The following is a 26,579-nucleotide window of genomic DNA, read 5'->3' as shown; positions in this document are numbered from 1 at the left end:
TAACAGCGCCGGGTCCCGCTCAGATTCGTCCATCACCACAAAATCGTAGCCTCGATCGGTCCGCTCAAACCAACGACAAAACGTTCAGAGCCCGATCCACTCCGTGCTCACCGTCACCGCGTCGAGGGCGTCCGGCAACGGCTCGACGCCCAGCCCCGGCCCGGTCGGCACCACCAGATGCCCGTCGTCGAGCTGGAACGGCTCGGTCACATCCATCGCGTAATACCGCGAAGACGCCGACGTATCCCCCGGCAACGTGAATCCCGGCAACGCCGCGAGCGCCACATTGGCCGCCCTGCCAAGCCCTGTCTCCAGCATCCCGCCACACCAGACCGGGATGTCGTGCGCAACACACAGATCGTGGATCCGCCGCGCTTCGAGATAGCCGCCGACCCGGCCAGGCTTGATGTTCACGATCGAGCAAGCCCCCATCGCGATCGCGTCGGCCGCCGCCCGCGCTGAAACGATCGACTCATCCAGGCATACTGGCGTGCTGATCACCTTCGCGAGCTGGGCGTGCCCGAGCAGGTCCTCCTCATCAAGCGGCTGCTCGATCAGCAGCAGGTCGAACGGATCCAGCCGCGCCAGATGCCTCGCGTCAGAACGCCGGTAGGCCGTGTTCGCGTCCACCTGCAGCAACACCGCGTCCCCGAACTGCTCACGCACCGCCCGCACGGGCTCGAAGTCCCAGCCCGGCTCGATCTTCAGCTTGATCCGCAGATAGCCCTCGTCGAGATAGCCCGCGACCGCGTCCAGTAAAGCCGGGATCGAGTCCATGATGCCGACCGATACCCCGCAGGGCACCCGATCGACCGCCGCGCCCAGTTCCTGCCCGAACGAGACTCCCTTGGCGCGTAGTTCGGCGTCCAACACGGCCATCTCCAGAGCCGCCTTCGCCATTCGGTGCTGCTTGAACGGCGCCAGCGCCGGCGCGACCGCCTGAGCGCTCAGTCGATCCACCTGAGCCAGGGCCGGGATCAGGAACCGGCGCAGCACATCGGCACAACCCGCGACGTACTCCGAGGAGTAGAGCGGGTCGCTCATCGCGACACATTCACCCCAGCCTTCGGCCTCGGGCGTGACCGCGCGCAGCAGCAGCGCCTCCCGCACGGTCTGAGTTCCGAACGAGGTCCGGAACGGCGAAACCAGTGGCAGCTGGATCGTGCGCAGCTCGACGCCGGTGAGTTTCATGACTGGTCTCCTCTGTCGACGATGTAGTAGTCCGAGCGGGCGAAGCCGCGGACGCGTGCGCCTTGATCGAGCAGGCCGCCCAGGCAGTCGCGCACCGCCAGCCGCCAGCGGCCCGCGCTCATCGGGTCATCGCCCCGGAGCCTTTCGATGTCAGGCGGTACGGCGATGAGCACGGTTCGTGCGTCGACGTCATGGCGAACGGGATCACCCGAATCCGACCTGGCGAGCATCGCCTGCGCACCCGCGGCCCGTTCGGCCACGAGATCGGCGATCGAAGGCGCACCGGCACACGCGGCCGCGACCAGCGGGTCTTCGAGCTGCCAGGTCACCATCAGCCGGTCGGTGTCGTCGCCGGCGTTGAGGGCGTCGTTCATCGGGCCGTAGAAATTGGCCAGGTACTCCGCCGGGCGCGCACCCAGCTTCACTAGATTGAAGTACGCGTTGCGCCCCACCAACGGGTCGTACGTCCACGAGATCTTCGTGAGGCCCTGCGCCATCGCCCACGCCCGCTGATGCACCTTCATCGCGAAGCCGACGCTGCGGCCGCGGGTCTTCGGTGAAACCCCGGCGATGTGGCTGTGCAGCCCGAATTCGGCCGGTGGCGAGAAGAACCCGACGCAGGCGCCGACCAGCTCGTCACCCTCGAACGCCCCGGCGACGTACCCGCCGGCCCGGGACATCGCACGCAGCAGCTCCGAGCTCACCGGCGCGTGACCGCCGTCGAACCGCCAGATCCGGTCGAACAGGTCGCACACCGCGTCCAGCTCCGCCATCCGGTCGAGGCCGCGGATGAACACCCCCGCGGAAGACGCCGCAGCGTCGGCGGCAGCCACGGCGTCAACCACCCCTGCGGGCAGGTCGGCGCGCGCCAGGTCCGTGGCGATCGTCCTGGTCACGATTGCTCATCCCGCCGTACGTCGGTCATCAGCGCGCGCAACAACGCCGTACGGCCGGGCAGTTCGGCCACGATCACGTGCTCGGAGTCCGCATGGGCGCCGCCACCAACAGCGCCGAGGCCGTCCAGCGTCGGTGTACCGATGCCCGCGGTGAAGTTGCCGTCCGAGGCGCCACCGACCGCGGCCGAGGTGAGCGGCTTCAGCCCGAGGCCTTCCGCGAGCCGTTGCGCCCGGGCGAACAACTCCGCCGAGGCCCTCGCCTGCAACGGCGGCCGATTGCCACCACCGGTGACCTCGATGCGGGCCTCCGGCAGCACCGGTTGCAGCGCGCGAATGTCCCGGTCGACCCGCTCCTGCTCAGCTACGTTCCGCACCCGTACGTCGACGGCGAACTCCGCCCGGGCCGCCACGGTGTTGGTGGTCGTACCGGCGTCGAGGCGGGTCGGCGTGACGGTTGTGCCCGCGGCCGGATCGCCCATCGCGGCCACGGCCAGTACCTGGTGGGCCACCTCGATCGTGGCGCTCACGCCACGCTCCGGCTCGAGTCCGGCATGCGCGGCGCGACCAAGGACCCGTACGTCGTACCGCGAGACGCCTTTGCGTTCGGTCTTCAGCGCGCCACCGTCGGCCGAGGCCTCCAGTACGAATGCCGCCCGGCAACCGCGGGCTTCGTCCTCGATGAGCTGGCGCGAACTGGGCGAACCGAGTTCCTCGTCGCCGGTGACGAGCAGAGTCACCCCATCGAGGTCGTCCAGTGCCGCGAGGGCGTGGAAGGCCATCACGAGACCGGCCTTCATGTCGAAGCACCCCGGCCCTCGCAGTACTCCGTCTTGTACGTCGAACGGGTGCGTCGCCAGCGAGCCGATCGGCCAGACGGTGTCGTGATGCCCCAGTACGAGAACGCGCGGCACCTCGCCGAACCGCCACCGCAGGTGGGTACGCCCGTCCAGCACGATGAACGCCGGCGCGACCCCCAGCAGCCGGGTCCCCAGCTCCGCGACGGTCTCAGCGCTGCGGGCCACGGCGACCAGGTCGGCCGAGGGCGATTCGCACCGGACCAGCGTCTCGATGTCCTCGATCATCCCGACACCTTCGGAGTCGCGCGTACGCCGTGGTGCACGTACTGCTCGCCAGTGGGCAGCGAGTAGAACACCACCGGCGTCCAGCTCAACCCGCCTTCTTCCCGTACGACGAAGGTGGACTCGTCGATGGCCACCAGCTCGAACTCCTGCGCCGGGTCCGGCAGCATCGCCGCGAGTGGCCCGGTCATCGTGCGCCGCAGCCGCAGCGTGCCGTCGGACTCGAAGACCTCCATCCGCATGCTGGCCCGCTCGTACGTGCCCAGGTAGGCGCTCGCGTCCACCTTCGGCGGCTGCGCGGCGGGCGCCAGCGGCCGGGGCATCGCGACCCCCGTCAGCTCGGCGAAGACCTCCCGATAGAGGTCCTCGTACAGATCGCGCGCGTGGCCGCCGTTGGTCAGCAGCGTGACGGCGAACTCGTGGCCAGGCAGGATCCGCAGGAACGCCGACTGCCCGATCGTATTGCCGTCATGGCCGTACATCCGCTGGCCGTCCCACTCCATCCGGATCCAGCCCAGGCCCCACGAATCGCCGAGCGTGTGCTGATCCGGTACGTCGGCCTGCTTGGCCGTCATCTCCGTGGCGGCGGCCTCGCTGAGTACGCGGTTGCCGTCGGCACCTAATCCACTCGTCAGGTGCAACCGCGCGAACGCCAGTACGTCGGCCGCTGAGGCGGTGACGAGCCCGGCTGGTCCGAGCGACCTGGGCAGGCTCCACAGCGGTGCGGGTTTCGGGTCCTCGTTGCCCTCAGCAACATGCCCGACCGCCGCCCGGAACATCAGCGCCTCCTCGGGCAGCGTGACGGTGTGGGTCAACCCGAGCGGCGTGAACAGCCGCTCGCGCATCGCCTGGTCCCAGGTCTGACCGGTGAGCTTCTCGATCACCCGGCCAGCCAGGTTGAACCCGGAGTTGCAGTACGAGAACGTCGCGCCAAGCGGGTGGTTCTGCGCGGCCTGGTCGAGCTGGTCGACGTACCGCTCGAGGCAGTCGTCGCCACGGCCGGTGTCGGTGAACACGTCACCGTCGATGCCGCTGGTGTGCGTGAGCAGGTGCCGCATGGTGACGCGCTTGGTCACCTCGGGATCGAACAGGCGCAACTCGGGCAGCAGCTCCGCGATCGGGGTGTCCAGGTCGAGCTTTCCCTCGTCGACCAGCTGCATCACCACGGTGGTGGTCCAGACCTTGGTGATCGAGCCGATCTGGAACACCGAGTCGGCGGTCACCTCGACCCCGGTCGCCAGGTTCAGCACGCCACTGTGTGCGACCACCGGCTCGTCCCCCAGGCGCAGGATCCCCAGGGTCGCGCCGGGCACGCGGTGAGTTTCGGCGAGTTCGTTGAGCCGCCGCTGCCAATGCGCCTGGTCGATCGGAACGCGACGCGGGCGGCCGGGCACGCCGGCGTACTGCTCGACCCAGTCGACCACCCGCTGGTTCCAGTCGGCGCGGTGCGAGGGCTTGCCGCTGAGGATGAACAGGTGCGATCCACCCGGGTAGAGCACCAGCCGGGTCGGCACGTTCTGCTCGCGCAAAGCGGTGAACCACTGCTCCGCCTGTCCGATCGGGCACCGTACGTCGTCCCCGCCCTGCACGATCAGCGTGGGCGTCCGTACGTCACGAACGCGGCTGAACGGCGACTGCGCCTCGACGTCCTCGCCAAGCTCCTTCGCGGTGAGGAAGTGGCCCGCGTCCGAGGTGCCTCCCATGCTCGACAGGTCGGCAACGACTCCCCCGGCGACGGCCGCCGCGAAACGCTGATCCCGGCTGGTCAGGTAACACGTCATGAAGCCGCCGTAGCTGTAGCCCGCGACGGCCAACCGCTCGGCGTCAACGGCCTGCTCGGCGACGAGTTGGTCGATCGGCTCGAGGAAGTCCTTCGCGTCGGATAGACCCCACGCGCCCAGGCTGCCTCTGAAGAACGCCTCTCCGTAGCCGTCGCTGGCTCGGGGGTTGAGCAACAGAATCGCCCAGCCGCGTTCGGCGAGGGCCTGGTGGTACAGGTGCACCGGATCCGCCGAGCCGTTCCACGCGTTGTGCGGTCCGCCGTGGATGTCGACGAGCAACGGCCGCGGTCCGCTCGCCGCCGGATCGCGCAGCAGCCAGCCGTGTACGACCGTGCCGTCAGAGATGATGAACTCGCGCTCCTCGTGCACGAACAGGTCCAGCTCGGACGGCCCGTGGGTGGAGCGTGTGGTCACCTCGCCGGACGCGCGATCGACCGTCGCCACTTCGCCGTACGACGTGGTGGTACCGAGCACGATCGCGACGGCACCGTCCGCGACGGAGGCGCCGGAGACGTTCTGCGCGCCGCCGACGAGACACTTTGGCGCGGAGCCGTCGAGACCAGCCTCGTAGAGATGGGTGTAACCGCGATCGCGAACGCAGAACACGACCGATCGGCCGTCTGCCGTGACCTGCGGCAAAGCCCCTGGATAGCCGGGACCACCGGGCATCACGTTGCGATCCAGCCCGGCCGCCAGGTCGACCACCTCGCCGCCGTCGAGCGGTATCCGCAGCAGCCCGGCGTGGCCCACCTCGGTGTCGGTACGCCCGACGGCCAGCAGCGCCTCGCCGTGCGGGGTCCAGCCGACCGTGCCGAGCATCCAGTCCGTCCCGCCGACCAGCTCGGGCTGAGCGGTCCGCGCGTTCGCGTCCACGACGTACGCCGCCGAACGGAAAGTCAGATCCGCGTCAGCGTCCCGTGCCGCGGTAAAGGCGAGCCTCGTGCCATCGGGCGACCAGGCGGGGTCGCCGGCGTGCCAGTCGCCAAGCGTCACCTGACGGACGTCGCGGCTCGCCAAGTCGAGCACGTGGACGTGCTTGCGAATCCCGCGGATCAGCCCGGCTCCGTCGGCCTTGAAGTCGAGGCGGTCCGCCACAACCGGTACGTCGTCGTCCTTCGGATTCAGCAGGTCGATCGGCGCGGCGAAGGCCAACCTGGTGCCATCGGGACTCCAAACCGGCGTACCAGCGCCGAGCGGCAAGGTCGTCACCTGCTCAGGCTCACCGCCGCCAACCGGCAGGATCCACAGCTGCGCGGGCCCTTCCGCCGAACGCAGGAAGGCGATCCGCTGTCCGTCGGGCGACCACGCCGGGGCCTGATCGTCACCGGCCCGGGTCAGCTGCACCGCTTCGCCCTCGGCCGGGCTGAGCCACAGCGCACGCCGATCCCGGTCGGCCTCACGGTCCGCCGTGCGCAGCACATAGGCGATGCTGCCGTCGGGACCCGCTGCGGGCTGCTCGGGCAACGCCAGGTCGTACAAGTCGTTTATGGTCGGGCGTCGAGTCATGTCACTCCTGAGATGAGATCTGGATAGCGCCGGCTGCGAGGGCGGGCGCGAAGTGACAGGCAGCGTGGTGCTGCCGGTCGGACGTGCCGAGGGCCGGATCGTCGGTGACGCACACGGTCCGGTCCGGATGGACCAACGGCCCGATCGGACAGCGGGGATGGAAGCGGCAGCCGGCGGGCGGCTGGTGTGGATCGGCTGGTTCGCTGTCGGCGACGGCGGGCGGTTCCGCGGCGAGCAACGCGCTCCGCCGCGATGGCGCCGCGTCGAGCAGCTCGCGGGTGTACGGGTGCAACGGATCGGCGAGCAGGCCGTCGACCGTGCCGATCTCCACGATCCGGCCCAGGTACATCACCGCGATGTAGTCGCTGATGTAGCGCACCACCGCCAGGTTGTGCGAGATGAACAGCATCGTGAGACCGAGCCGGGTCTGCACGTCCCGCACCAGGTTCAGTACGGCGCCCTGGACCGACACGTCCAACGCGGAGGTGATCTCGTCGGCGATGACCACCTCGGGCTGACCGGCAAGCGCCCGCGCCAGCGCGATCCGCTGCCGCTGTCCGCCGGACAACTGGCCGGGCAGTACGGCGGAACGGTCCGGGTCGAGATTCACCAGCTCCAGTAATCGAGCCACCTCCTGGCCCCGCGCGCTCCCCCGGAACAAGCCGCGCGGCATGGCCTCGGCGATCGACTCGCCGATCGTCATCCGCGGATCGAGCGAGGCGTACGGATCCTGGAACACCATCTGGATCGGACGCCGGCCGCGGCCGCTTCGGCTCACGTCGACACCGTCGAGAAGTACCTTGCCCTCGCTGACCGGAGCCAACCCGACGGCGGCCCGGGCCAGCGTCGATTTGCCTGAGCCGGATTCGCCCACGAGGCCGACGACCGACCCGGACGGCACGGTCAGACTCACCTGGTCGACTGCGGTCAGGCCGCCGTACTTCACGCTCAGCCCGTCGAAGCGCAGCTCGCTCATCGCGCACCTCCCGCCGTCAATGCCCGGTCTTCGACAGTGACCACTGGATGCCAGCACGCCACGCGATGCGACCCGCCGACGTCCAGCAGTAGCGGGTCCTCGCCCCGGCACTGCTCGCTGGCAAAGGCGCATCGTGCGGCAAAGGCACAGCCGGCCGGCAGGTGGCCCGGCTCGGGCGGACGTCCCGGAATCACGCCGAGCGGCTGGTGCCGATCGGTGTCGAGATCGGGTACGACGTCGAGTAGCGCCCGCGTGTACGGATGACGTGCCGCCGTGTGCAGCCGGTCCACCGGAAGGTCCTCGACGATGCGCCCGGCGTACATCACCAGCACCCGGTCGCAGGTCTGCGAGACGATCGTGATGTCGTGGCTGATCAGCATGATCGCGGCCTGGGTATCGCTGCGGACCTGGGCCAGCAGCCGTAGCACCTGGCGTTGCACCGTGACGTCGAGCGCGGTGGTCGGCTCGTCGGCGATCACCAGTTTCGGCGTACCCATCAGGCCCATGCCGATCATGGCCCGCTGCCGCATTCCGCCGGAGAACTCGTGCGGGTACTGTCGCGCGCGCCGCTCCGCCGCCGGTACACGAACCGCCTGCAACTTCCGTACGGCGAGGGCCAAGGCCTTCCCCCGGCTCAGGCCTTGGTGTTCCTCGGCCGCCTCCGCCAACTGCCGGCCGATCCGGCGGGTGGGGTTGAACGAGGTGGTCGGGTCCTGGAAGACCATCGCGAGCGACGTACCAAGCAGAGTGCGCAACTCGCGTTCGGGCGTCGACAGCAGCGGTACGCCGATGAAGTCGAGCCGGGCCGCAGTGACCACTCCAGGCGACTCGATCAACCGTGAGACCGCCAACGCGGTCAGGCTCTTGCCCGAACCCGACTCGCCAACGACTCCGACGGCCTCCCCCGCGTGCACGCTGAACGACACCCCGCGCACCGGCGTCGTCCATCCCGCGGCGGACGGAAAACTCACGCGCAGGTCTTCCACCTGAAGCACCGCGTCGCTATCGGCCGGGCCGTCCGCGATGGGCGCCGGTTCGGGCAGTACGCCGACTCGCGGCTCGGGCTTCCGCTGGCCAACCACCGCCGCGAGAGTCTCGCCGAAGAGGTTGAACGCGAGCCCGGCGACAACCACCGCGAGGCCGGGACCGAGGGCGGCGGCCGGGTTGGTGTAGATGCGGTTCAGGCCTTCGCCGAGCAACCGGCCCCAGTCGTACGACGGAGCCTGGACGCCGATACCGAGGAACGACAAACCGGCGAAGGCGAGCAGCGAAGCGCCGGCGCCGATCGTCGCGTTGACCACCAGGGGTTCGGCGATGTTGGGCAGGATGTGGCGCAGCAGGATCCGGATCCGGCTGACACCCGCGATCCGCGCGGCCGCGACATAGTCGAGTCCCGCGACGGACGCCGAGAGGGTTTGCGTCAGCCGGGCAAAGCTCGGCGCGGTCGCCAGACCGATGGCCAGCATCGCGCCCGTCGTACCGACACCGAAGATGACGGCGAAGAACAGGGCCAGTAGCAGACCGGGAAAGGCCACCGCGATGTTGACCCCGGCGGTGACCAGCCGGCCCGCGCGTCTGGGCAGCACCGAGGGTGCCGTACCGAGCAGAGTGCCCACGACGACACCGAGCAGCGTCGCCCCCAGGGCCAAACCGAGCGAGAGCCGGCTGGCCACGAGAACGCGGTAGAAGATGTCGCGTCCCAGCGCGTCCGTGCCGAGCAGGTGATCGGCCGACGGGCCTTGCTGGATCGCGTCGGTATCGATCGCCGCGGCCGGCTCACCCCAGAGCACCGGTGCGAACACCGCCAGCGCGATCATCGCCGTCAGCAGCACAACCGCGCTCGCGCCGAGCGGGGTACGGACCATCGCCATGGCCGTCGCGCGCCGCCGTGCCATCAGGCCTCCCGAATCGTCGAGCGCGGATCGAGTACGGCGAGCAGCACGTCCACGACCAGATTCACCAGCAATACGCCGAAGCCGTAGACCAGCACGATGCCCTGCACCAGCGGATAGTCCTTCGCCAGAATCGAGCTCACGATCTTCGTGCCCAGCCCCGGCCAGGCGAAGACGTTCTCCACCAGGACCGTGCCGGCGACGAGCGCGGCCAGCAGCAGTCCGCCGAGCGTGAGCGTGGCGGTGAGCGCGTTGGGCAGGGCGTGCCGGGTGTAGATCAGCCGCGGCCGCAGGCGTTTCGCCCGCGCGGTCCGGATGAAGTCGTTGCTCAGCACAGCGAGCATCTCGACTCGCACGATCCGGGCCAGCACGGCCGCGGGACCGATGGCCAGCGCGACCACGGGCAGCACGAAGGAGGCCGGCCCGGCGGCGCCCGCGACCGGGAACCAGCCGAGGCTGACCGCGAATACGTAGACCAGCGAGACGGCAACCAGGAATTCCGGTACCGCGGCCACCACCACGCTTGTGCTCGCGAACGCCAGCTCACCGCCCCGGCGCCGTCCACCCCGGGTGAGCACGGCCATGAGTACGCCAACCGGGATGGCGATCAGCACCACGACGGCAAACGCGAGCACGGCCAGTTGCAGCGTGGCCGGCAAGCGGTCCGAGATCACCTTGGCGACCGCCTCGTTACTGCCCATCGAGATGCCGAGGTCGCCGCTGAACAGGCCCTGCAGGTAATGCCAGTACTGGACCGGCAGCGAATCGTTCAGGCCGAGCGCCTCGCGCCGGGCGTTGACGACCTCGACCGGCGTGTTCATGCCGAGCGCCGCCCGGACCGGATCGCCGGGCACCAGGTGGATCATCAGAAAGGCCGCGGTGACCAGCACCCACAGCGACACCACGAACCGGGCCAGCCGGCGCGCGGTGAACGTCAGCCAGGGGCTGTCCCGGACTGCCGTCACCCCGCGCGGCCGGACCGCCGTACTCGCCGTCACTCGAACATCCGGATCGACGCGGGATCCACGCCGTCGTCGGCCTTGAACTCGGCGCCCTTTCCGAAATAGGGCACGGTCGAGTTGATGAACGGCACCACGTCGACCGACTTGAACAGGGCCACCTCGGCCGCGGACCAGTCGGCGCAGCCGGCCTTGCCCGCCTGACGTGTCGCCTTGCCGACGCTGGCCACGTAGTCCTGGTTGTTCACGTGGCCGAAGTTGACGCCCTTCGGCGGTGCCGCGCCGCTGATGAACGGCACGAACTGGCTCGGCAGGCTGATGCTGACCGGCGACATCGAGACGTCCCACGCGCCGGTGCTGAACAGCACCTCGTTCAGGCCGGTGCTGTCGACGGCCTTCAAGGTCGCCTCAACGCCGAGGGCCTTCCACTGCTGCTGGACCAGCTCGGCGGCCGCCGTCGCGGTCGGACCACCCGCCGTTCCATAGATGAAGGTGAGCGCGAGCTTCTTACCGTCCTTGGCGCGTACGCCGTCCGCGCCGGACAGCCAGCCGGCCTTGTCGAAACCGGCCTTGGCGGCGGCCGCGTCGAACGTCGGCACGTTGCCGTCCACGTTGTCCCCGCGACACGGATTCGGCGCGATCGTGACCAGGCTGGTGGCCGGAGTGCCCTTGCCGTTCGTCAGCACCTTGCCGACCTTGCCGAGATCGAGCGCCTGCACCAGGGCCCGCCGTACCGCCTCGTTCTCGGTCGCGCGGCCGGGCGCCTGGTTGAAGTAGAGCTGACCCGACGGCGCCTGCAAGTCGGAGTGGAACAACTTCTGTGCCTGCAGCCGCTCCTGGTCGGGTCCGATCACGCTGGCGACGTTGAGCTCGCCCGACAGCAGCAGGTTCACCGCGGTCGTCTCGTTCGGAATGACCTTGAAGACGACCTTGTCCGGCAGGCCCTTCTGGTTGGGATCACCGGCTCCTGACTTGAAGTCCTGGCGCCGGCTGAGCGTGTAGTGGTCGTTCGGCACGATCTCGTCGATCGTGTACATGCCGGTGCCCGCTTCGCCCTTGGCCAGCAGCTTCGGGTCCTTCAGCCCTGGTCCGCACGCGATCGACAGGGTGCCGACGTTGTGCAGCAGGAACGCGCTCGGCGCGCCGCTCTTCACGGTGACGGTCCGCGCCGCGTCATCACCCACGGCCTTGGTACCGGGCTCGACCCACAAGCCGGTCAGGGGCGACTTGTTCGCCGGGTCACCGATGAAGTTGATGTTGGCCGCGACATCCTTGGCCGTCAGCGGGCTGCCGTCGGAACACGTGACGCCTTCGCGCAGCGTGAAGCTCGCGTTGGTCGTATCGCCGGACCACCTCTCGGCCAGGCCACCGACCAGCGAACCGTCTTCCTGGACCTCCAGCAGCCGGCCGTACAGGAACCGCCCGACGGCCCTGGTCACCGACAGCACGGTCATCGTCGGATTGAGATTGCCCGGGTCGGTCGTGATCGCGTGCGTGAACGTCTTGCCGTCGGCGAGCTTGCCCCCGCCCGCGGCGGTACTGCCGGCGCCGCCGCCATCACCAGCGCAGGCGGTCAGTGTCAGCGCGGCCGCGGTCAGGGTGGGAATGAGGATTCGTGCAGCTTTCATGGGACTGCCTCCAGCGAAGGGGAAGGTGCGGGTGCCCGAAGTGGTCAGCTCCGGGCCGCGGCTCGCAGTTGCTCGACCGCCAAACGGGCGGCGCGACCGATCGAGGCGTCGATCGCGGGCTGGCGCTCGTCCAGCGTCTTGGCCCGGGTGAAGACGGCGACCGCGTACTGGCGGCCGTCGGGATACGTGACCACGCCGGCCTCGTTGCGGACCGACGGCAGCGTTCCGGTCTTGGCCGCGATCCGTACGCCGTTCTCGAACCCGGACGTCATCCGGTGCGGCCAGATCTGGTCGGCCATGATGTCGCGCACCGAAGCGCACGCCTCGGCCGTGGCGGCCTGGTCGGTCCAGATCGCGTTCAGCAGTGTGGTCATCTCGCGCGGCGTCGACGAGGTCGTCCGCGCCGGATCGAGCAGATCCAGACTCCAGATCACCTCAGGGTCGACGGTCTTGAGCGCCTCGTCCGGATCGTCGCGCATGCCGACGTTGAGGGCCGTCAGCAACGAACCGAGCAGGTCCTCGCAACAACCGAGCACCTGGGTCTGCTTCAACCCGAGATCGGCCAGCACCTGGTCGACCGTTTCCTGGCCGACCTGGTGGAAGATGACGTCGGTGGCGGCGTTGTCGCTCATCGTCAGCATGTTCCGTGCCAGGTCGCGCCAGCTCATCTCGACGTCGTCGCTGCAGCCCGCCGTACCGATGCCACCCACCCGATAGCGAGCCGTGACGGTGGTGCGCTCGGACGGGTCCAGCCACCCGGCGGCAACCTCCCGGGCGTACGCGACGGCCACCGGGATCTTGAACACCGAAGCCAGCACAACCGGCTCGTCACCGCGCACGCTGACCTCGGGCCCGTCGGCCACACCGACTTCCCTGGCGTGCAGGAAGCCGGTCGCGCCCGCCGCGGCGAAAACGGCGTCGATCTCGGCGGTCATGACACGCGCCGATCAGCCCGTCCGGTGTGCAGGTACGCCGCGCGTCCCTTGCCGTCGTCGCCCACGAACGCGTGCGGCATGTGCAGCCCGCGCGGGTCTTCCAGCGGGATCAGGGTGTCACCGCGCCATGGCACCAGCTGGCTCTTCTCCTGGCTGCCGCCCATCTCGGCGAAGATGCCCTTGGGCGTTCGCTCCAGCCAGATCGTGCCGTCCTCGTGCTGGCTGACCACGGTGTCGGCGACCGACGAGCTGTACGTACCGACGTACCGGCTGGCGTCGACCGCGGGCTGAGTCAGATCAGGTACGGGCAGCCCGGGCAGTTCCACGTCCGCCAGCTCGCTGAGCAACCGTCCCATCACCTCGGTGTAGAGCGCGATCGGGTTACCGCCGTTGGTCAGGATCGCGACGGCCACCTGCTTGCCCGGAACGACGCGCAGGAACGCCGACTGGCCGATCGTGCCGCCGTCATGGCCGATCACCGGACCACCGGGATAGTCGAAGATCTCCCAGCCCAGACCCCAGGCGTTGCCCATCACGGCCAGCTCCGGCAATTCCACCTGGCGCTGCTGCATCGCGGCGACACTCGCCTCGCTGAGCACCCGCGTGCCATCCGCAGCGAGCCCGCCGGTCAGGTGCATGCGCGCGAAGCTCACGAGATCCCGCGGCCGCATCGACAGCATCGACCCGGCCGGCGCGTTCGACCGGACCAGCGACCACATGGGCGCGGGCTCGGGATCGCTGTCCGGCGTGGGCTGGATGTGCCCGACGGCCGCGCGGTACAAGATCGCCTCAGCCGCGCCGTTCGCCGCATGGGTCAACTTGAGCGGCGTGAAGAGGTGATCGCGGACGCAGCTGTCGAACGGTTTGTCCCGCAGCACCTCGACGATCCGGCCGAGCACGCAATAGCCCGCGTTGTTGTACGAGAACATCTCCCCCGGACCGAACAACTGCGGTACGTCGGCGATCACGCCGAGGTACTTCTCGACACAGTCGTCACCCTGGCCGGTATCGGTGAAGATGTCGCCCTCGAACCCGGAGAGATGGCACATCAGCTGGCGAACCGTGATCTGGTCCCGCGCGGCCTTGTCACCGATCTCGAAGTCCGGCAGATAGCTGCGCACGGTCTTGTCGAGGTCGAGCAACTGCTCGTCGACCAGCTGCATCGCGAGCGTGGTGGTCCAGACCTTCGTGATCGAACCGACCTGGAAGACCGAGTCCACGGTCGCCTCGACGCCGGTGGCTTTGCTCAGCACGCCGGCCGCCGCGTCGATCACCTCGTCATCGGCGAGTACGGCGACCGCCGCGCCAGGCACCTTGTACTCGGCGAGCAGTTCGGGCAGGCGCTGCTCCAACCAGGCTTCGACCTTCGCAAGCTTCGACACGTGCACTCCTCGTCGTTGGGGGTTGAGCCGACAGTAGGGAGACCGGCGCCGTACGGCCTTGTGCCGTAGCACGAAGATTCCGGGCCTTTGTGGTTCTCCGGTACGGAAGTTTCAGGCCGGTTCGCCGCGCAGCGGGCGGCCCGGGTAGGCGTCCACCTGGATCTCGCCGTCGCGCACCACCGCGGTGCCGGCGACGTACAGGTGGCGCACGCCAACGGACGGCCGTACGGAGTCGAAGTACGTCGCGGCATCGGTGATCCGCTCCGGATCGAGCACCACCAGATCCGCGTCTGCCCCGACCGCGAGCCGGCCCTTGCCGCGGGCGCCCGGCGCGATGTCGTCGAGTACTCGCGCCGGCAGATACGAACACCGGCGGAACGCTTCGACCCAGCTCCACGCGCCGGACTCGCGCACCATCAACCGCAGCGACTTCGCGAACGTGCCAGCCGTCCGTGGATGCGTCCGGCCGCCTGGTGGCAACGGCCATTCCCGGGTGTCGGTGACACCGTTGCCCCACAACGTCGGCATGGCATCACTCGCCACGATCGAGTCGGGATAGGCGAGGGTCTGCCGAATCAGCTCGAGGTCGGCTGGATCGCCCTCGTCGAGGAACTCCACGATGCACTCCGCCGCGGGATCAGTCGCCCGGATGTGGCGCAGGCGGGCCTCGTCCGTGATGCGCTCGCCGGTTTCGACCAGGACGATGTTCGACGGCTGGATTCCCCAGGGCTTGAGCCGCTCAGGCGCGAGGAAGAACGCGCCGATACCGGTACTACCCGCGCCGTACGGGTAGGCCTCGACCGTTACGCGGGAACCTTCGGCCTGAGCGCGTTTCAGCAGGCCGAGTACGCGGTCGATGTGCCGTCGCGACGTGCTGTTGACGTGGCAGTGGTGCATCGCGGCACCGGTCTCGGCGGCCGCGATCACCAGTTCCTCCGAGCCGTCCACCGGCGTGGTTGGATCGGCCTCGATCAGCTCGCGCACATGCGTGTACGTCGGCGCGCCCGCCGCGGCGGCGAGCCTGGCGACCGCGAGGAACTCGGCTGGGTCGGTGCGTGGGGCGTAGCCCATGAGGACCCCGATGCCCAAGGCGCCGTCGGCGAGTTCGCGTTCGAGCAGAGCCAGCCAGGTGGTGAGTTCGGCTTTGGATGAGGTTCGCTGCCAGCGTGGGTCACCTAGGATCTCGAGGCCGCTTTCCAGGCGGGCGTCTGGTTCCAGTCCGAGGTGTGCGAGGGCGCGGGCGGCACCCCAGGAGGCGGAGAAGCCGTAGTTGAGTGGCCGTCCGTCGCGCGCGGCCTCGTCGTACGCGCGACTGATTGGCATCAGCCCTGCCTCCAGGTCGAGCGCGGTCGTGACGCCGTCAAGCGCCTGCAACCGATGACCCGCAATCGAATGCACGTGACTGTGCAGATCCACAAACCCCGGCCCGACCACCAACCCACCCACATCCACCACGGCCGTGGTCTCGGCGGTGCCGGCGGTGAGGTTGGGGCCGATCGCTGTGATTCGCCCGGCCTTGATCAGCACGTCGGCGATACCGTCGAACCCGGTCGCGGGGTCGATCACCCGGCCATTGCGCAAAAGGGTCTGCATCCCGGCAGCCTGCCAGCGCATCCCACCCGAATCTTCGGATCCCCCGACAAGTCCACGCACCCCACTTCGGACCCCACCACCAACCGCAGCCGCTTCCTCACGGCGTTGCGTCGATTGGTCTGTGTTCGCTCGCCCCTGACAGCGGCGGCCCGGCTCAACGTACGCCTGGACTGCTAGCAGGGGAAACCGTTGCTGAGCAGGGGTTATAACCCCTGCGAGGACGCGGTTGCGGTTGCTCGGATCCCACAAGGTGTCCCCAGTGGCCAGGGCTTCGGTGTGGAGGTCAGCTGACCTTGACGGGCATTTGGGTGGAGGCGCATTCGACCCACGTTGTGCCAGGCGTGAGTAGGAGCGGTTTGCCGTCGGTGGTGGTGAACTTGAACGGCTCGCTGATCGCGCCCTTGGTCCACCGCCCGGCGATCACCTTGTTCCCGGTGAACAGCTGCAGATCCCCGGACGCGTCGAACAGGTCCAGGATCGTCATCGATCCCCGTGCCTGGGTGAAGCTCGTGTCGCGTTCGGCCTTCATCACCATGACGTTGTCGGCGGCAACTTGGCCGGCGTTCTCGATCCGGTGGGGCGACCACTGTTCCGACCGTAGCCAGCGGCGCGTGCGGGCGTCGTACCGCCAGGTGGTCGTGGAGGTTCCGCCGTACCCGACTGTGACCGCGGCCGCCTTCTTGCCCTCGAGTTGTGCCGTCGATCGGGCCGCGTCCGCCGCGTAGGCGAAGTACGGAGCTGGTGGCGCGGTATGTTCCGACAGCGCGAGCAACTTCGTCGGCTGGGCGAACACATGGTTCGGCGCTCGGCGGCGGTTGTCGATCCGGTAGGTGCGAGAGGGGACGCGCAACGTGCCCAGGTTCTCGAGACCCGACGAGCGGTCCATGTACTCCAGCACCCACTTGTCGGCCATGGTGTTCGCGATGATGCCCTTGGTCGGGCCGATCAGCGCCGCGTCCATCGGGCGAAGTGAACGCACCGGCCCAACCTGGTCCGGCAGCCTCGAGTGGTAGATCGCCGCGAGCCGGGTCGTCGCTCCCGCGATCGGCTCGACGAACACCAGGTCCGCCTCCCCCAGACCCCGATGCGGATGCGCGTCCCGGGTGTTCGAGATCTTCACCGTGATCGCGGGCCGCGCGAGCGCGTTCTTGCTCGGTACGCCGGTCAACGGCGCGCGCCCTTCCATGCTGACGCCGCCGTCCACGACCGGGCCCGAGGCCGTCGATGTGAAGGACGGCCCGCCGTCGGTGCGACTGTCCGACGTACAACCGGCGGCGGCCAGCGCCAGCACCATGCCGCTCAGCGCCGCGCGCCTCAAACCGCCCGCCACCGGGCTCTCGCCAACTCGTTGCATGTCTCAACCATGCCCTGAAGCGCCCGTCACAACCCGTAACCAACGCACGCGAGTCCACCTATCAGCGACACCGAGCTCCCCGGCAGCTCGATCAGCTCAACGCACATAGCCCCAGGGGTAGACGTTTGCCGAGTTAGGGCTAAGGTGGATGACTCTGTGTAGTTTCACGATCTCCGACAGACACGAGGCAGTCTGAAGGGAGCGGGAGATGCAGCTTGTGACGCGTGCGGAGTGGCGCGCACGGCCGCGCGGATCCGGCTCGGCCGGCCCGTTCGATCCACGCGGGGTCTGCGTTCACTGGGAGGGCAGCGGCTGGGCGTGGCCCTGGTCGCACACCACGTGCGACGACAAGGTGCGCGGCATCCAGGCGTACCACATGGACGGCCGCGGCTGGTCCGACATCGCCTACAACTTCCTCGCCTGCCCGCACGGTTATGTGTTCGAGGGCCGCGGTCTCAACCGCCGTTCGGCCGCCAACGGCAACGTCGACGTCAACACCTCCTGGTACGCCGTCCAGTGCATGTGGGGCACCCGAAGCGGCCCGGCACCACCCGCGTTGCTGACGGCCGCGCGCGACGCCATCGACTATTGCCGCGGCCAAGGCGGCGCGGGCGACGCGTTGCGCGGCCACCGCGACATGCAGCAGACCGACTGCCCCGGCGACCAGCTCTACTCCTGGGCCCGCCGAGGTGCTCCCCGCCCGAATCCGGAGGACGACGACATGCCACTCACCGACGCGGACATCTTCAAGCTGCTCAACTTCCGCCTGGGTACGAACAACCAGCACGGCCAGGCCGTCACCGTCGGAGACGCCCTACGCGCGGCCGCCTGGCTGGCCCAGGAGTTCCAGGAGCGCGGCGCCCTCGAGGAGCAACTCGACCGAATCGAAGCCAACCGCAGCGCCACCGCCGTACCGGAAAACCAGGAGGATCCGCCCAGCTAAAGCTGTATCGTCCTTCGTAGTCGCTCAGGTCCGCATTGTCCCGGGCACCTCGTCTGTCCCGCCCGATGTCGGCGGCGACGAAGGACACGCATGTCTCGCGCCCTTACCGGCTATCGTCCTCTGCTGCGCACTCCCGGTGCAGCCGCCTTCTTCCTCACCGCCGCCGTCGGCCGTATCGGCATCGCTATGACCGGCCTCGGCCTGGTCTGGTTGCTGCACGCCCGAACCGGCTCCTACGCAACAGCCGGCCTCGCCACGGCCGGATTCGCCCTAGCCGAAGCGCTAGCGGGTCCACAGTTGGCCCGCTTGATCGACCGATTCGGCCAGACCCACACCCTGCCGGTGTTCCTAGTCGTGCATGGCGCCGCCATAGTCGCCGTACTCACTTCCAACACCTCGACCACGGCGATCGTCGCGGCCACCTGCGCCGGTGCGGCAGTCCCCCAGCTCGGCGCCTTGTCGTCCGCCAGGTGGGCGCATTTGCTCCGCGCCGAACGCGCCGACGAACTCCCCAGCGCCTTCTCCCTGGAGTCACTCGCCAACGCCACCGCGTTCCTCGTCGGACCTGTCCTGGCCACGGCACTCGGTGCCACCGGCAACACCGCCCTGGCAACAGCCATCGCCGCGACGCTCATCCTCGGCGGCGGTACGGCGCTCGCCACGCAACGCCGTACCGCACCTCCACCAGCCCGGGTGGATCGCACGCCCGGAGAAAGGTCTTCCCTGCTCCGGCCGACCTTCCTCATCCTGCTCGCGCAGAATCTCGCCATCGGTTTGTATTTCGGCACCATCGGAGTGGCGGTGACGGCGTTCGCGATCAGCAACGGCGTTCCCGGCGCGGCCGCGTGGATCATCGCCGCCTGCAGCCTCAGTGGACTGCTGTCGGGCTGGCTCTACGGACGCCGCAAGCGCGTGATGCCACCGAGGCGTCAACTCGTTGCCGTCACCGCCTATCTGGCCGGTACCGCGTTGCTACTCCCCCTCGCGCCATCCGCGCTCTGGCTCGCCGCCGCCGTGGTGATCACCGAGTTGGCGATCCCACCGACCCTGGTCCTGCTGAACGTCCTCACCGAGAAGGCGGTCAGCCCAGGTGCTCTCACCCAGGCCTTCACTTGGAACAACTCCGCCAGCGCGGCCGGTTCCGCCCTGGCTGCGTCGTTGGCCGGCCGAGCCGCCGACACCTGGGGGCCCTCCGCCGCCTTCACGCCGGCGCCTTTGGCCGGTATCGCCCTGCTGGGCCTGGCCCTCGTTCTCTACCGGATTTCTGCCAATCGAAGTTGCCTTTAGAGTTGAGGTGTGGACAACACCCGGGAGAGCCGGATCCTGGCCGTCGCCGCGTTGGAGGAACCGACGCGGCGACGCCTGTACGACTACGTGGTCCGCCGGGCTCGACGGTCTCCTGACCGGCCTCGGCACCACCGATTTCAAGGCCCGCCTCGCGCCAGGAGAAGGCCACTGCTGCGTGCGCCTCGAACCGTCCTGACCTGTTTCGATTTGACGGCAGTGGTTACTGGTATTAGGCAGGCCGATCTAGCGGCAGCCAGAACCGAAGCGGCGAGTAGAGATGGACGGTGGCGCGGAACCAGGTGAAGTACCCCTCGACGGGCGATACCGGTTGACCCGGCCGCTCGGCGATACGGCCGAACCACGAACCTGGCAGGCGACCGACGAAGTCCTCAACCGCCCGGTAGCCATCCACCTCCTCCCCGCCTCCCCGGCCGCGGCCCGGCAGCAATCCGAGGCCGCGCGCTCGTTGAGCCAACTCACCGATGACCGGCTGATCCGCGTACTGGACCTGGTCGCTGATCCGGGCTTCATCGCCACCGAGTGGGTATCCGGCACCAAGCTGGCCGACCTCGAGCTGACCACCGACGCCATGGTCGACCTCATCGCCGAAGCCGCTTGCGCCCTCGCCACCGCGCACGCCGCCGGCCTCCACCACGGCCACCTGAACACCGACTCGATCGTCTGGAGCGACGCCGGCGTGGTGAAAGTCCTCGGCGTCGGCTTACACGCCTCGGCCTGGCGGATGTTCGACGAACCACGGCGCGACACCGACGCACTACGCCGCATGCTCACCTCGAACGCGCACAGCCTCCGCCTCAGCCGCAGCCTCCGCAGGGTTGTACGACGCCCCTACAAGACGGCCGCCGAACTAGCCGAGGCCCTCGCCCCGTTCCGCCCGGCCCAATCGGAACTCCGCCAACGCCTCGTCTCGGCCGAACCAGCTGAGCCCGCGAACCGCCCGGCGGCCCGCCGTACTCGCGAAGTCATGGACACCAACATCATCACGGTCTCCGAGGACACCCCGGTCAACGAACTAGCCGCGCTCCTAGCCCGCTCCCACTGCCCGGCCATCCCTGTAGTAGACGCCGCCGGCCACGTAACGGGTCTCGTGTCCGCCGCCGACCTCCCCTGACACCGATCAGGGTTGCAGGCAGGTGGAGTTGGTCTGTGTGAGCATGCCCAACCGCCAGGGCAGCAGGCTGTACGGATCCTTGGCAGCTGGATCGTGGCCTTGGTACACGTAGCGCAAGGCGCACGGGTTGATGGTCAGCGTCTGGTCGGTCCCGCTGCGGATCATCTCGCCATGGCTGATGTCGCGGGTCCAGGCCGTGCCGGGGAACGTGACGTTGTTCGACCGGGCGAAGGGATTTGCCTCGGTGTCCGCAGCGGCCGTCCAGGGCCCGGTGATCGCCGGAGCAGTCCACGAGCGGAACCACCGCCGGCCGTCGCTGCCGATCGCCTCGACGAGTAGGAGGTAGGTGGAACTACCCGAAAGCTTGTAGACGTTCGCCGCTTCCCACAGCCGGAACCGGTTCGGGTCCTGCATCGCGATGACGGTGTTCGTGATGCCGTTCGGGAAGTTCGCGACCGTGGTCTGCGAACGGTACAGATGACCGTTGTCGTCAGACGAGAACAGGTAGCACCGCGCGCTGTCACACACCACCCAGAAGTCGACCCAGTGGCCGTTGCCGATGTTGTCCCCCACGATCTGCGGCATGCTCGAGTAGAAGTTTCGCGGCGCGGACCAGGATCTCGGATTGCTGATATCGCTCGTGGTCGAATACGCCGCGTTGGCGCCGGTTTGATACACCAGGAACCAGAGCCGTTTCGGCGCGAAGTAGAAGACCTGTGGAGCCGCCTTGTACCCGCCGCCGATAGCGGTGGTGTCGAGATAGTGATGTCTCGCCTGGTTGGCCTGCGCCCAGTCGGTGAAGTTCAGGTACACCATGCCGTACCCGCCCCGGCTGTTCGTCGTAGTCGCGAACACATGCCACCGGCCGTTGTGGTAGACCACCGAAGGGTCCTTCACCGCCCGGATCGAGTGCGTGGCGTCCGACTTCGGCCCGATCAGCTGGCCGCTGGAGCGCCACTGGAAACTCGCCGGCAGACTCGCTGCCGCCGGCACGTCGGCTCGTGCGGCCGGCGCGTCGGCTTGTGCGGTCGGCGCGTCGGCTTGTGCGGTCGGCGCGAGCAGCGCCAAGACCGTCACCGCCATCACCAGGGCTAACCGGATCGCAGCTGATCGATGCATAGCGGAGACCTCCAGAGGGGCGATCGGGAACTCCACCGCTCACGGCGTCCGTGAATCCACAACGAGTGAGCGTGCTGTGCCGAACAGTAACCGCCCTACAGCCGCTCCGACCGGTTCAGCCGAAAGCTGTCAACAACTGGCAACCGCCCGCTCCCCGTCGCCCCGCGGCCTAGAAGATCTCGATACTCACCGGAGCGACCGGCCAGTAAAGGGCCGTTGTCAGCTTGTTCAGCGCACCGACGGTGTTCTCCGTGACTCCACCAGTCGCGGCGAACTCACTCAGAGGACGCCCACCCAGGTACGCCGCCGAAAGCTCTCGCACCGAGAGCGAGACGTCCGGGGCCGCCTCGGTCGGTGCACAAGTGGCTTGGTCCGTATCACCGGTGAGCCGATACCGGCCGTTGTTGGCCTTGATGAGGTCATCGGTCACGTCGATCACGACATCCACATTGGTCGCATACCGGCGCTGCGCCATCGCGCGGCCGACATCGGTAATCCGAACCCAAAGCGACTCGCCCAGCCGCCGGGTAAGCGCCATCGGATTGGCCACCAACTGCTGCAGCGGCTCATCCAGCGCGCCATGGCCGTACTCGAGTTTGCCCGCGAGGTCGAGCGTCAGCAGGTGATGCCACAACGCGTGATACGCGGTCGGGTGAAGCGCGACGAACTCCTCCACGCTTACCTCGTTAGCCGGACCACCTGGCGCCCAATTCATCTTGCCGCGCCACAACGCGTACCCGTCCAAGGCGCCTGCCTCGTCACGGTGCACGAGGATATGGCGCGCAGTCTTACCTCCACGATGATCGGGCTTATCCTCCAGCCGCCTACGCCACTCCAACTCGGACCGACCCGACACGCCCGGCCGCTTTCCCTGCAACCCCTGCAGCATCGGCGCCAACTGAGCCGCGGCATCTTCGGCCGGCAGTTCCTCAAGACGCCCCGCATCACTCGGCGCGGGATACGGCTTGATGTTGCGCAGATCGGCCTCATACGAGACACCCCAAGCCGCCGAGCCGTACCCGAACCGCCCGTAGATCCCCGGCTCGCTCGCCCACAGCACCGCCAGCGCCTCAGGCACTTCGCGCAACTGCCGGCTCATCAGGTTCGACAGAATCCCCCGCCGCCGATGCGTCGCCCGCACACCAACCGCCGTGACGTGCGCAGCCGGCACCACCGCCCCCGGCACCGACAAATCCCGGGTCATCGCCTTCGCCGTACCAACAAACTGACCGCCATCCACAGCCACCAGCGCCCGCTCCGGCTCAAACAGCTCGCGATCAAGCTCACCCGGCGAGCTCTCGAACATCATCGCCGCCGCAAACAACCCCGCGAACTGGTCATACTCCCCAGCCTGCGCCGCCCGCACCTCGTACTCCGAGTTCACCATGCCCAGCATCGTCACACGCCCCACCGACAATCCTCGACCCAATAACGCCGGGTGTTAGCGCAAGCGCATGCCGGAGATGGCGCGGGAGATGACCACTCGCTGGATTTCGCTGGTGCCTTCGAAGATGGTGTAGATCTTGGAGTCTCGGTGCATTCGTTCGACGGGGTATTCGCGGGTGTAGCCGTTGCCGCCCAGGATCTGAATGGCTTCTTCGGTTACCTTGACGGCGACTTCGCCGGCCTTGAGTTTGGCCATGGAGCCTTCGCCGTTGCGGTAGTTGGGCTGTTCGCCGCGCATCAGGGCCGCCGACATGAAGCCCGCGCGCCAAACCAAAAGACGGGCCGCGTCGATCTCCATCGCCATGTCGGCGAGTTTGAACGCGATGCCCTGGTTCTCGATGATCGGCCGGCCGAACTGCTCGCGCCCCTTCGCGTAGTCCAGCGCGAACTCGTACGCCGCACGCGCGATACCGACCGCCTGGGCACCAACGATGTGTCGGGTCATCTCGAAGGTCGCCATCGAGGCGTTACCCCGCGACGAGCCACCCTCGCGAGCCTTGGCCAGACGCGCGTCGAGTTTTTCCTTGCCGCCGAGCACGTTCTTGCCGGGGATGCGCACGTTGTCGAAGAAGACGTCCGCGGTGTGGGAGGCGCGCAGGCCGTGCTTGCGGAGTTTGGTGCCCATCTCGAGGCCCTTGACCTCGGACTTCGGTACGACGAACGCGACCTGGCCCTTGCTGCCGAGCGTCGGGTCCACCGACGCGACCACGACGTGGATGTCGGCGATACCACCGTTGGTGGCCCAGGCCTTCTGCCCGTTGATGACCCACTCGTCGGTCTTTTCGTCGTACGTCGCGCGGGTGCGGATCGCGGACACGTCGGAACCGGCGCCCGGCTCGGACGAACAGAACGCGGCCACCTTCACGTCGTCGGCCGTGCCGTAACAACGCGGGAGCCACTCGCTCCACTGCTCGGGCGTTCCGTTGGAGAAGATCGCGGAGCTGGCCAGACCGGTGCCCATCAGGGACATGCCGAGGCCGGCGTCACCCCAGAACAGTTCCTCGTGCACGAGCGGCATCAGCAGGCCGGAGGGGTCGATGAACAGGTTGATGTTCGAGTCGAGACTGTAGAGGCCGATCTTCGCCGCCTCCTGGATGATCGGCCACGGCGTGGTTTCGCGCTCGTCCCACTCCTCCGCCGCCGGGCGCATCACCGACGCGGCGAACTCGTGGGCCCAGGACCGGATCTCCTGCTGCTCGTCGTTCAGCTCCAGCGAGAACGTGCGCCACTCGGGCTTCGACCGCTCGGCGGCCAGCTCCCCAGCCAGCGCCATCACATCGGCGGCCTGAGCAGAATCAGGTTGAGCGGGAGTCGTCTCGGTCACGGTCATCAAGGTCCTCCGGAACAAGCTGCAGGGGGTAAAACGGTGATGTTACCCACGAGTGTAACTACCGTTTGCACCAGCGGCCAGCCGTGTGACTAAGATCGGGTCATGAGCTCCGCGTTGCTCGCGCTCGGACGCCGCCGGACCACGGCGGAGCGTCGTCGCGACCGGGAGCGGGAGATCATCGCGGCCACCCGGGAGCTGTTCGACACCCGCGGCGCGATCGACGCCCAGATCGACGACATCGCGAAAAAGGTGGGCATCAACAAGGCCCTGATCTATCGGCATTTCGCCGGTAAGGAAGAACTTTTCGCGCTCACCCTGGTCGACTACCTGGCCGAGCTGGACGAGCGCATGGTCGGCGTCGACAACCCGCGGCGTACGGCGCTGAACCGCCTTCGCGCGTTGTCGGAGGTGTTCGTCGACTTCTGCCTGGAGTATCCGGCCTTCGCCGACTGCGCGATGAGCCTGCTGCGGCGTACCGGCGAGGAGCTGTTCGGCGAGATCACCGAGCCGGTGATGCTCAAGCTCGGATCCGCGATGGCCACGGCACTCGGCCGGATCGCGACGATTCTCCGGGCCGGACAGGCGGCCGGGGTGTTCGAGTCCGTCGACGCGGACTATCTGGCGAACCACCTCTACACGCAGACCCTCGGCGCGATGCACATGGCGCGCATGGGCCTGATCGTGTCCGGCGACACACCCGGCCACCCGGTCGTACACCACGCCGACATCGCCACCGTCCGCGCCACCGCGATCACCGCCACCCTCGCGACCGCCATCGGCCAGCTCGCCCTACAGCAGCCGAAACAACCCAAGACGCCCCGCAAGACCGCACCAAGCCGAAAGACCAGCAACCGAACCGCAGGAGAGAGCACGTGACCGAGATTCGCAAGGTTGCCATCGTCGCGGGGAATCGCATTCCCTTTGCCCGGCAGGACAAGAATTACGCCCACGCTTCGAACTCCGACATGCTCGGCGCCGCGCTCGAAGGCCTGGTCGAGCGGACCGGCCTCGCGGGCGAGGAACTCGGCGAGGTCGTGGCCGGCGCCGTGCTGAAGCACAGCCGCGACTGGAACATGGTCCGCGAGGTCGTGCTCGGTTCCCGCCTGGCCGCCACCACTCCGGCGTACGACCTGCAGCAGGCCTGCGGGACCGGGCTGGAGGCGGCGATCCTCGTCGGCAACAAGATCGCGCTCGGCCAGATCGACTCGGGTATCGCCGGTGGTGTCGACACCGCCTCCGACGCGCCGATCGCGGTGAACAACCACCTGCGCGAGGTACTGCTCGACCTCAACCGGGCCAAGAGCGCGCAGGCCCGGCTCAAGGTGCTCGCGAAGCTGCGCCCGAAGGACATCGTGCCGGAGATCCCGCGCAACGCCGAGCCGCGGACGCGCAAGTCCATGGGTGATCACACCGCCTTGACCGCGCTCGAGTGGGGTATCACCCGGGAGGCCCAGGACGAGCTGGCCTACCGTTCGCACGTCAACCTCGCCGCGGCGTATGAGCGTGGTTTCCAGGACGACCTGATCACGCCGTACCTCGGCCTCGAGAAAGATCAGAACCTGCGTCCCGACACCACCGTGGAGAAGCTGGCGAAGCTCAAGCCCGCCTTCGGCAAGGGTGAGACCGCGACGATGACCGCGGGCAACTCGACGCCGTTGACCGACGGCGCGTCGACCGTGCTGCTGTCCACCGACGAGTGGGCCCAGGAGCACGGCTTGCGCCCGTTGGCGTACCTGACGCATTCGCAGACGGCCGCGGTCAACTACGTGAAGGGCGCCGAGGGTCTGCTGATGGCCCCCGCCTACGCCGTGCCGAAGATGCTGGCGCGGGCCGGTCTGACCTTGCAGGACTTCGACTACTACGAGATCCACGAGGCCTTCGCCGCGCAGGTGCTGGCGACGCTGAAGGCCTGGGAGGATCCGATCTTCTGTAAGGAACGCCTCGGTCTGGACGCCCCGCTGGGTGAAATCGACCGAACCAAGCTGAACGTGAACGGCAGCTCGCTGGCCGCGGGCCATCCGTTCGCGGCGACCGGTGGGCGCATCGTCGCCGCGCTGGCCAAGCAGCTCGACGAGAACGGCGGCGGACGCGGCCTGATCTCGATCTGCGCCGCCGGTGGCCAGGGCGTCGTCGCCATTCTCGAGAAGTGA

The 26,579-nt window shown here is 68.3% G+C and carries 20 protein-coding genes; 5 read left to right on the top strand and 15 right to left on the bottom strand.

Annotation, left to right across the window (positions count from 1 at the left end; all coding sequences use genetic code 11):
- Nucleotides 1-84: 84 nt before the first annotated feature.
- From menC to ACFFGN_RS16725, 12 genes are all read right to left on the bottom strand, one after another.
- The gene (gene menC, locus ACFFGN_RS16780) at nucleotides 85-1,191 is read right to left on the bottom strand and encodes an o-succinylbenzoate synthase (protein ID WP_380048448.1); all 1,107 of its coding nucleotides are present in this window, start codon (nucleotides 1,189-1,191) and stop codon (nucleotides 85-87) included.
- Nucleotides 1,188-2,087, bottom strand: a complete 900-nt coding sequence (locus ACFFGN_RS16775; RefSeq protein ID WP_380048446.1) for a GNAT family N-acetyltransferase — start codon at nucleotides 2,085-2,087, stop codon at nucleotides 1,188-1,190. Before ACFFGN_RS16775 ends, menC begins: the two co-directional genes overlap by 4 nt.
- Nucleotides 2,084-3,169, bottom strand: coding sequence for a M20 family metallopeptidase (locus tag ACFFGN_RS16770; RefSeq protein WP_380048444.1), 1,086 nt, complete (start codon nucleotides 3,167-3,169; stop codon nucleotides 2,084-2,086). Before ACFFGN_RS16770 ends, ACFFGN_RS16775 begins: the two co-directional genes overlap by 4 nt.
- Nucleotides 3,166-6,453, bottom strand: a complete 3,288-nt coding sequence (locus ACFFGN_RS16765; protein WP_380048442.1) for a serine hydrolase — start codon at nucleotides 6,451-6,453, stop codon at nucleotides 3,166-3,168. The genes ACFFGN_RS16770 and ACFFGN_RS16765 overlap by 4 nt, the downstream gene beginning before the upstream one ends.
- 1 nt (nucleotide 6,454) lies before the next feature.
- Complete coding sequence (locus ACFFGN_RS16760; protein WP_380048440.1) at nucleotides 6,455-7,429, bottom strand: oligopeptide/dipeptide ABC transporter ATP-binding protein; 975 nt, start codon at nucleotides 7,427-7,429, stop codon at nucleotides 6,455-6,457.
- Nucleotides 7,426-9,324 carry a dipeptide/oligopeptide/nickel ABC transporter permease/ATP-binding protein gene (locus ACFFGN_RS16755; protein WP_380048438.1) on the bottom strand — a complete coding sequence of 633 codons (1,899 nt, stop codon included), beginning with the start codon at nucleotides 9,322-9,324 and terminating at the stop codon, nucleotides 7,426-7,428. Before ACFFGN_RS16755 ends, ACFFGN_RS16760 begins: the two co-directional genes overlap by 4 nt.
- Nucleotides 9,324-10,319 (bottom strand): ABC transporter permease, encoded by a 996-nt coding sequence (locus tag ACFFGN_RS16750; RefSeq protein ID WP_380048436.1) that lies wholly within the window; start codon nucleotides 10,317-10,319, stop codon nucleotides 9,324-9,326. The genes ACFFGN_RS16755 and ACFFGN_RS16750 overlap by 1 nt, the downstream gene beginning before the upstream one ends.
- Nucleotides 10,316-11,908 carry an ABC transporter substrate-binding protein gene (locus ACFFGN_RS16745; protein ID WP_380048434.1) on the bottom strand — a complete coding sequence of 531 codons (1,593 nt, stop codon included), beginning with the start codon at nucleotides 11,906-11,908 and terminating at the stop codon, nucleotides 10,316-10,318. The genes ACFFGN_RS16750 and ACFFGN_RS16745 overlap by 4 nt, the downstream gene beginning before the upstream one ends.
- A 44-nt stretch (nucleotides 11,909-11,952) precedes the next feature.
- Nucleotides 11,953-12,843: a serine hydrolase gene (locus ACFFGN_RS16740; RefSeq protein ID WP_380048432.1), complete on the bottom strand. Its 891-nt coding sequence runs from the start codon at nucleotides 12,841-12,843 to the stop codon at nucleotides 11,953-11,955.
- Nucleotides 12,840-14,225: a serine hydrolase domain-containing protein gene (locus ACFFGN_RS16735; protein WP_380048430.1), complete on the bottom strand. Its 1,386-nt coding sequence runs from the start codon at nucleotides 14,223-14,225 to the stop codon at nucleotides 12,840-12,842. Before ACFFGN_RS16735 ends, ACFFGN_RS16740 begins: the two co-directional genes overlap by 4 nt.
- A 111-nt stretch (nucleotides 14,226-14,336) precedes the next feature.
- On the bottom strand, nucleotides 14,337-15,818 hold the full coding sequence (locus ACFFGN_RS16730; protein ID WP_380048428.1) for an amidohydrolase family protein: 1,482 nt from the start codon (nucleotides 15,816-15,818) through the stop codon (nucleotides 14,337-14,339).
- A 283-nt stretch (nucleotides 15,819-16,101) separates the two neighbouring features.
- The gene (locus ACFFGN_RS16725; RefSeq protein ID WP_380048426.1) at nucleotides 16,102-17,172 is read right to left on the bottom strand and encodes a DUF3048 domain-containing protein; all 1,071 of its coding nucleotides are present in this window, start codon (nucleotides 17,170-17,172) and stop codon (nucleotides 16,102-16,104) included.
- Nucleotides 17,173-17,380: 208 nt separating this feature from the next.
- On the opposite strand from ACFFGN_RS16725, the gene ACFFGN_RS16720 reads away from it, so the two are divergent.
- The 3 genes from ACFFGN_RS16720 (at nucleotide 17,381) to ACFFGN_RS16710 (ending at nucleotide 20,534) form a co-directional block, all read left to right on the top strand.
- On the top strand, nucleotides 17,381-18,115 hold the full coding sequence (locus ACFFGN_RS16720) for an N-acetylmuramoyl-L-alanine amidase (protein WP_380048424.1): 735 nt from the start codon (nucleotides 17,381-17,383) through the stop codon (nucleotides 18,113-18,115).
- A 90-nt stretch (nucleotides 18,116-18,205) separates the two neighbouring features.
- The gene (locus ACFFGN_RS16715) at nucleotides 18,206-19,402 is read left to right on the top strand and encodes an MFS transporter (protein WP_380048422.1); all 1,197 of its coding nucleotides are present in this window, start codon (nucleotides 18,206-18,208) and stop codon (nucleotides 19,400-19,402) included.
- 277 nt (nucleotides 19,403-19,679) lie between these two features.
- Nucleotides 19,680-20,534: a CBS domain-containing protein gene (locus ACFFGN_RS16710; RefSeq protein WP_380048420.1), complete on the top strand. Its 855-nt coding sequence runs from the start codon at nucleotides 19,680-19,682 to the stop codon at nucleotides 20,532-20,534.
- Between the two features lie 6 nt (nucleotides 20,535-20,540).
- Here the strand turns inward: ACFFGN_RS16710 and ACFFGN_RS16705 are convergent, their stop codons facing one another.
- The 3 genes from ACFFGN_RS16705 to ACFFGN_RS16695 all read right to left on the bottom strand — a co-directional run bounded on the left by ACFFGN_RS16705 (nucleotide 20,541) and on the right by ACFFGN_RS16695 (nucleotide 24,429).
- The gene (locus ACFFGN_RS16705) at nucleotides 20,541-21,653 is read right to left on the bottom strand and encodes a glycoside hydrolase family 62 protein (protein ID WP_380048418.1); all 1,113 of its coding nucleotides are present in this window, start codon (nucleotides 21,651-21,653) and stop codon (nucleotides 20,541-20,543) included.
- A gap of 169 nt (nucleotides 21,654-21,822) precedes the next feature.
- Nucleotides 21,823-23,064 (bottom strand): GNAT family N-acetyltransferase, encoded by a 1,242-nt coding sequence (locus ACFFGN_RS16700; RefSeq protein WP_380048417.1) that lies wholly within the window; start codon nucleotides 23,062-23,064, stop codon nucleotides 21,823-21,825.
- 30 nt (nucleotides 23,065-23,094) lie between these two features.
- Nucleotides 23,095-24,429 carry an acyl-CoA dehydrogenase family protein gene (locus ACFFGN_RS16695; protein WP_380048415.1) on the bottom strand — a complete coding sequence of 445 codons (1,335 nt, stop codon included), beginning with the start codon at nucleotides 24,427-24,429 and terminating at the stop codon, nucleotides 23,095-23,097.
- A gap of 102 nt (nucleotides 24,430-24,531) precedes the next feature.
- On the opposite strand from ACFFGN_RS16695, the gene ACFFGN_RS16690 reads away from it, so the two are divergent.
- Both ACFFGN_RS16690 and ACFFGN_RS16685 read left to right on the top strand, forming a co-directional pair.
- Entirely contained in the window at nucleotides 24,532-25,305 is a 774-nt protein-coding gene (locus ACFFGN_RS16690; protein ID WP_380048413.1) for a TetR/AcrR family transcriptional regulator, read from the top strand.
- Nucleotides 25,302-26,579 (top strand): acetyl-CoA C-acetyltransferase, encoded by a 1,278-nt coding sequence (locus tag ACFFGN_RS16685; RefSeq protein WP_380048410.1) that lies wholly within the window; start codon nucleotides 25,302-25,304, stop codon nucleotides 26,577-26,579. The genes ACFFGN_RS16690 and ACFFGN_RS16685 overlap by 4 nt, the downstream gene beginning before the upstream one ends.

The organism is Kribbella deserti (assembly GCF_042434725.1).
In the GTDB taxonomy this organism is placed as follows: Bacteria; Actinomycetota; Actinomycetes; order Propionibacteriales; family Kribbellaceae; genus Kribbella; species Kribbella deserti.
The sequence above is the reverse complement of the archived record's forward strand: the minus strand, read 5'-3'. Positions and strand labels throughout refer to the sequence as shown.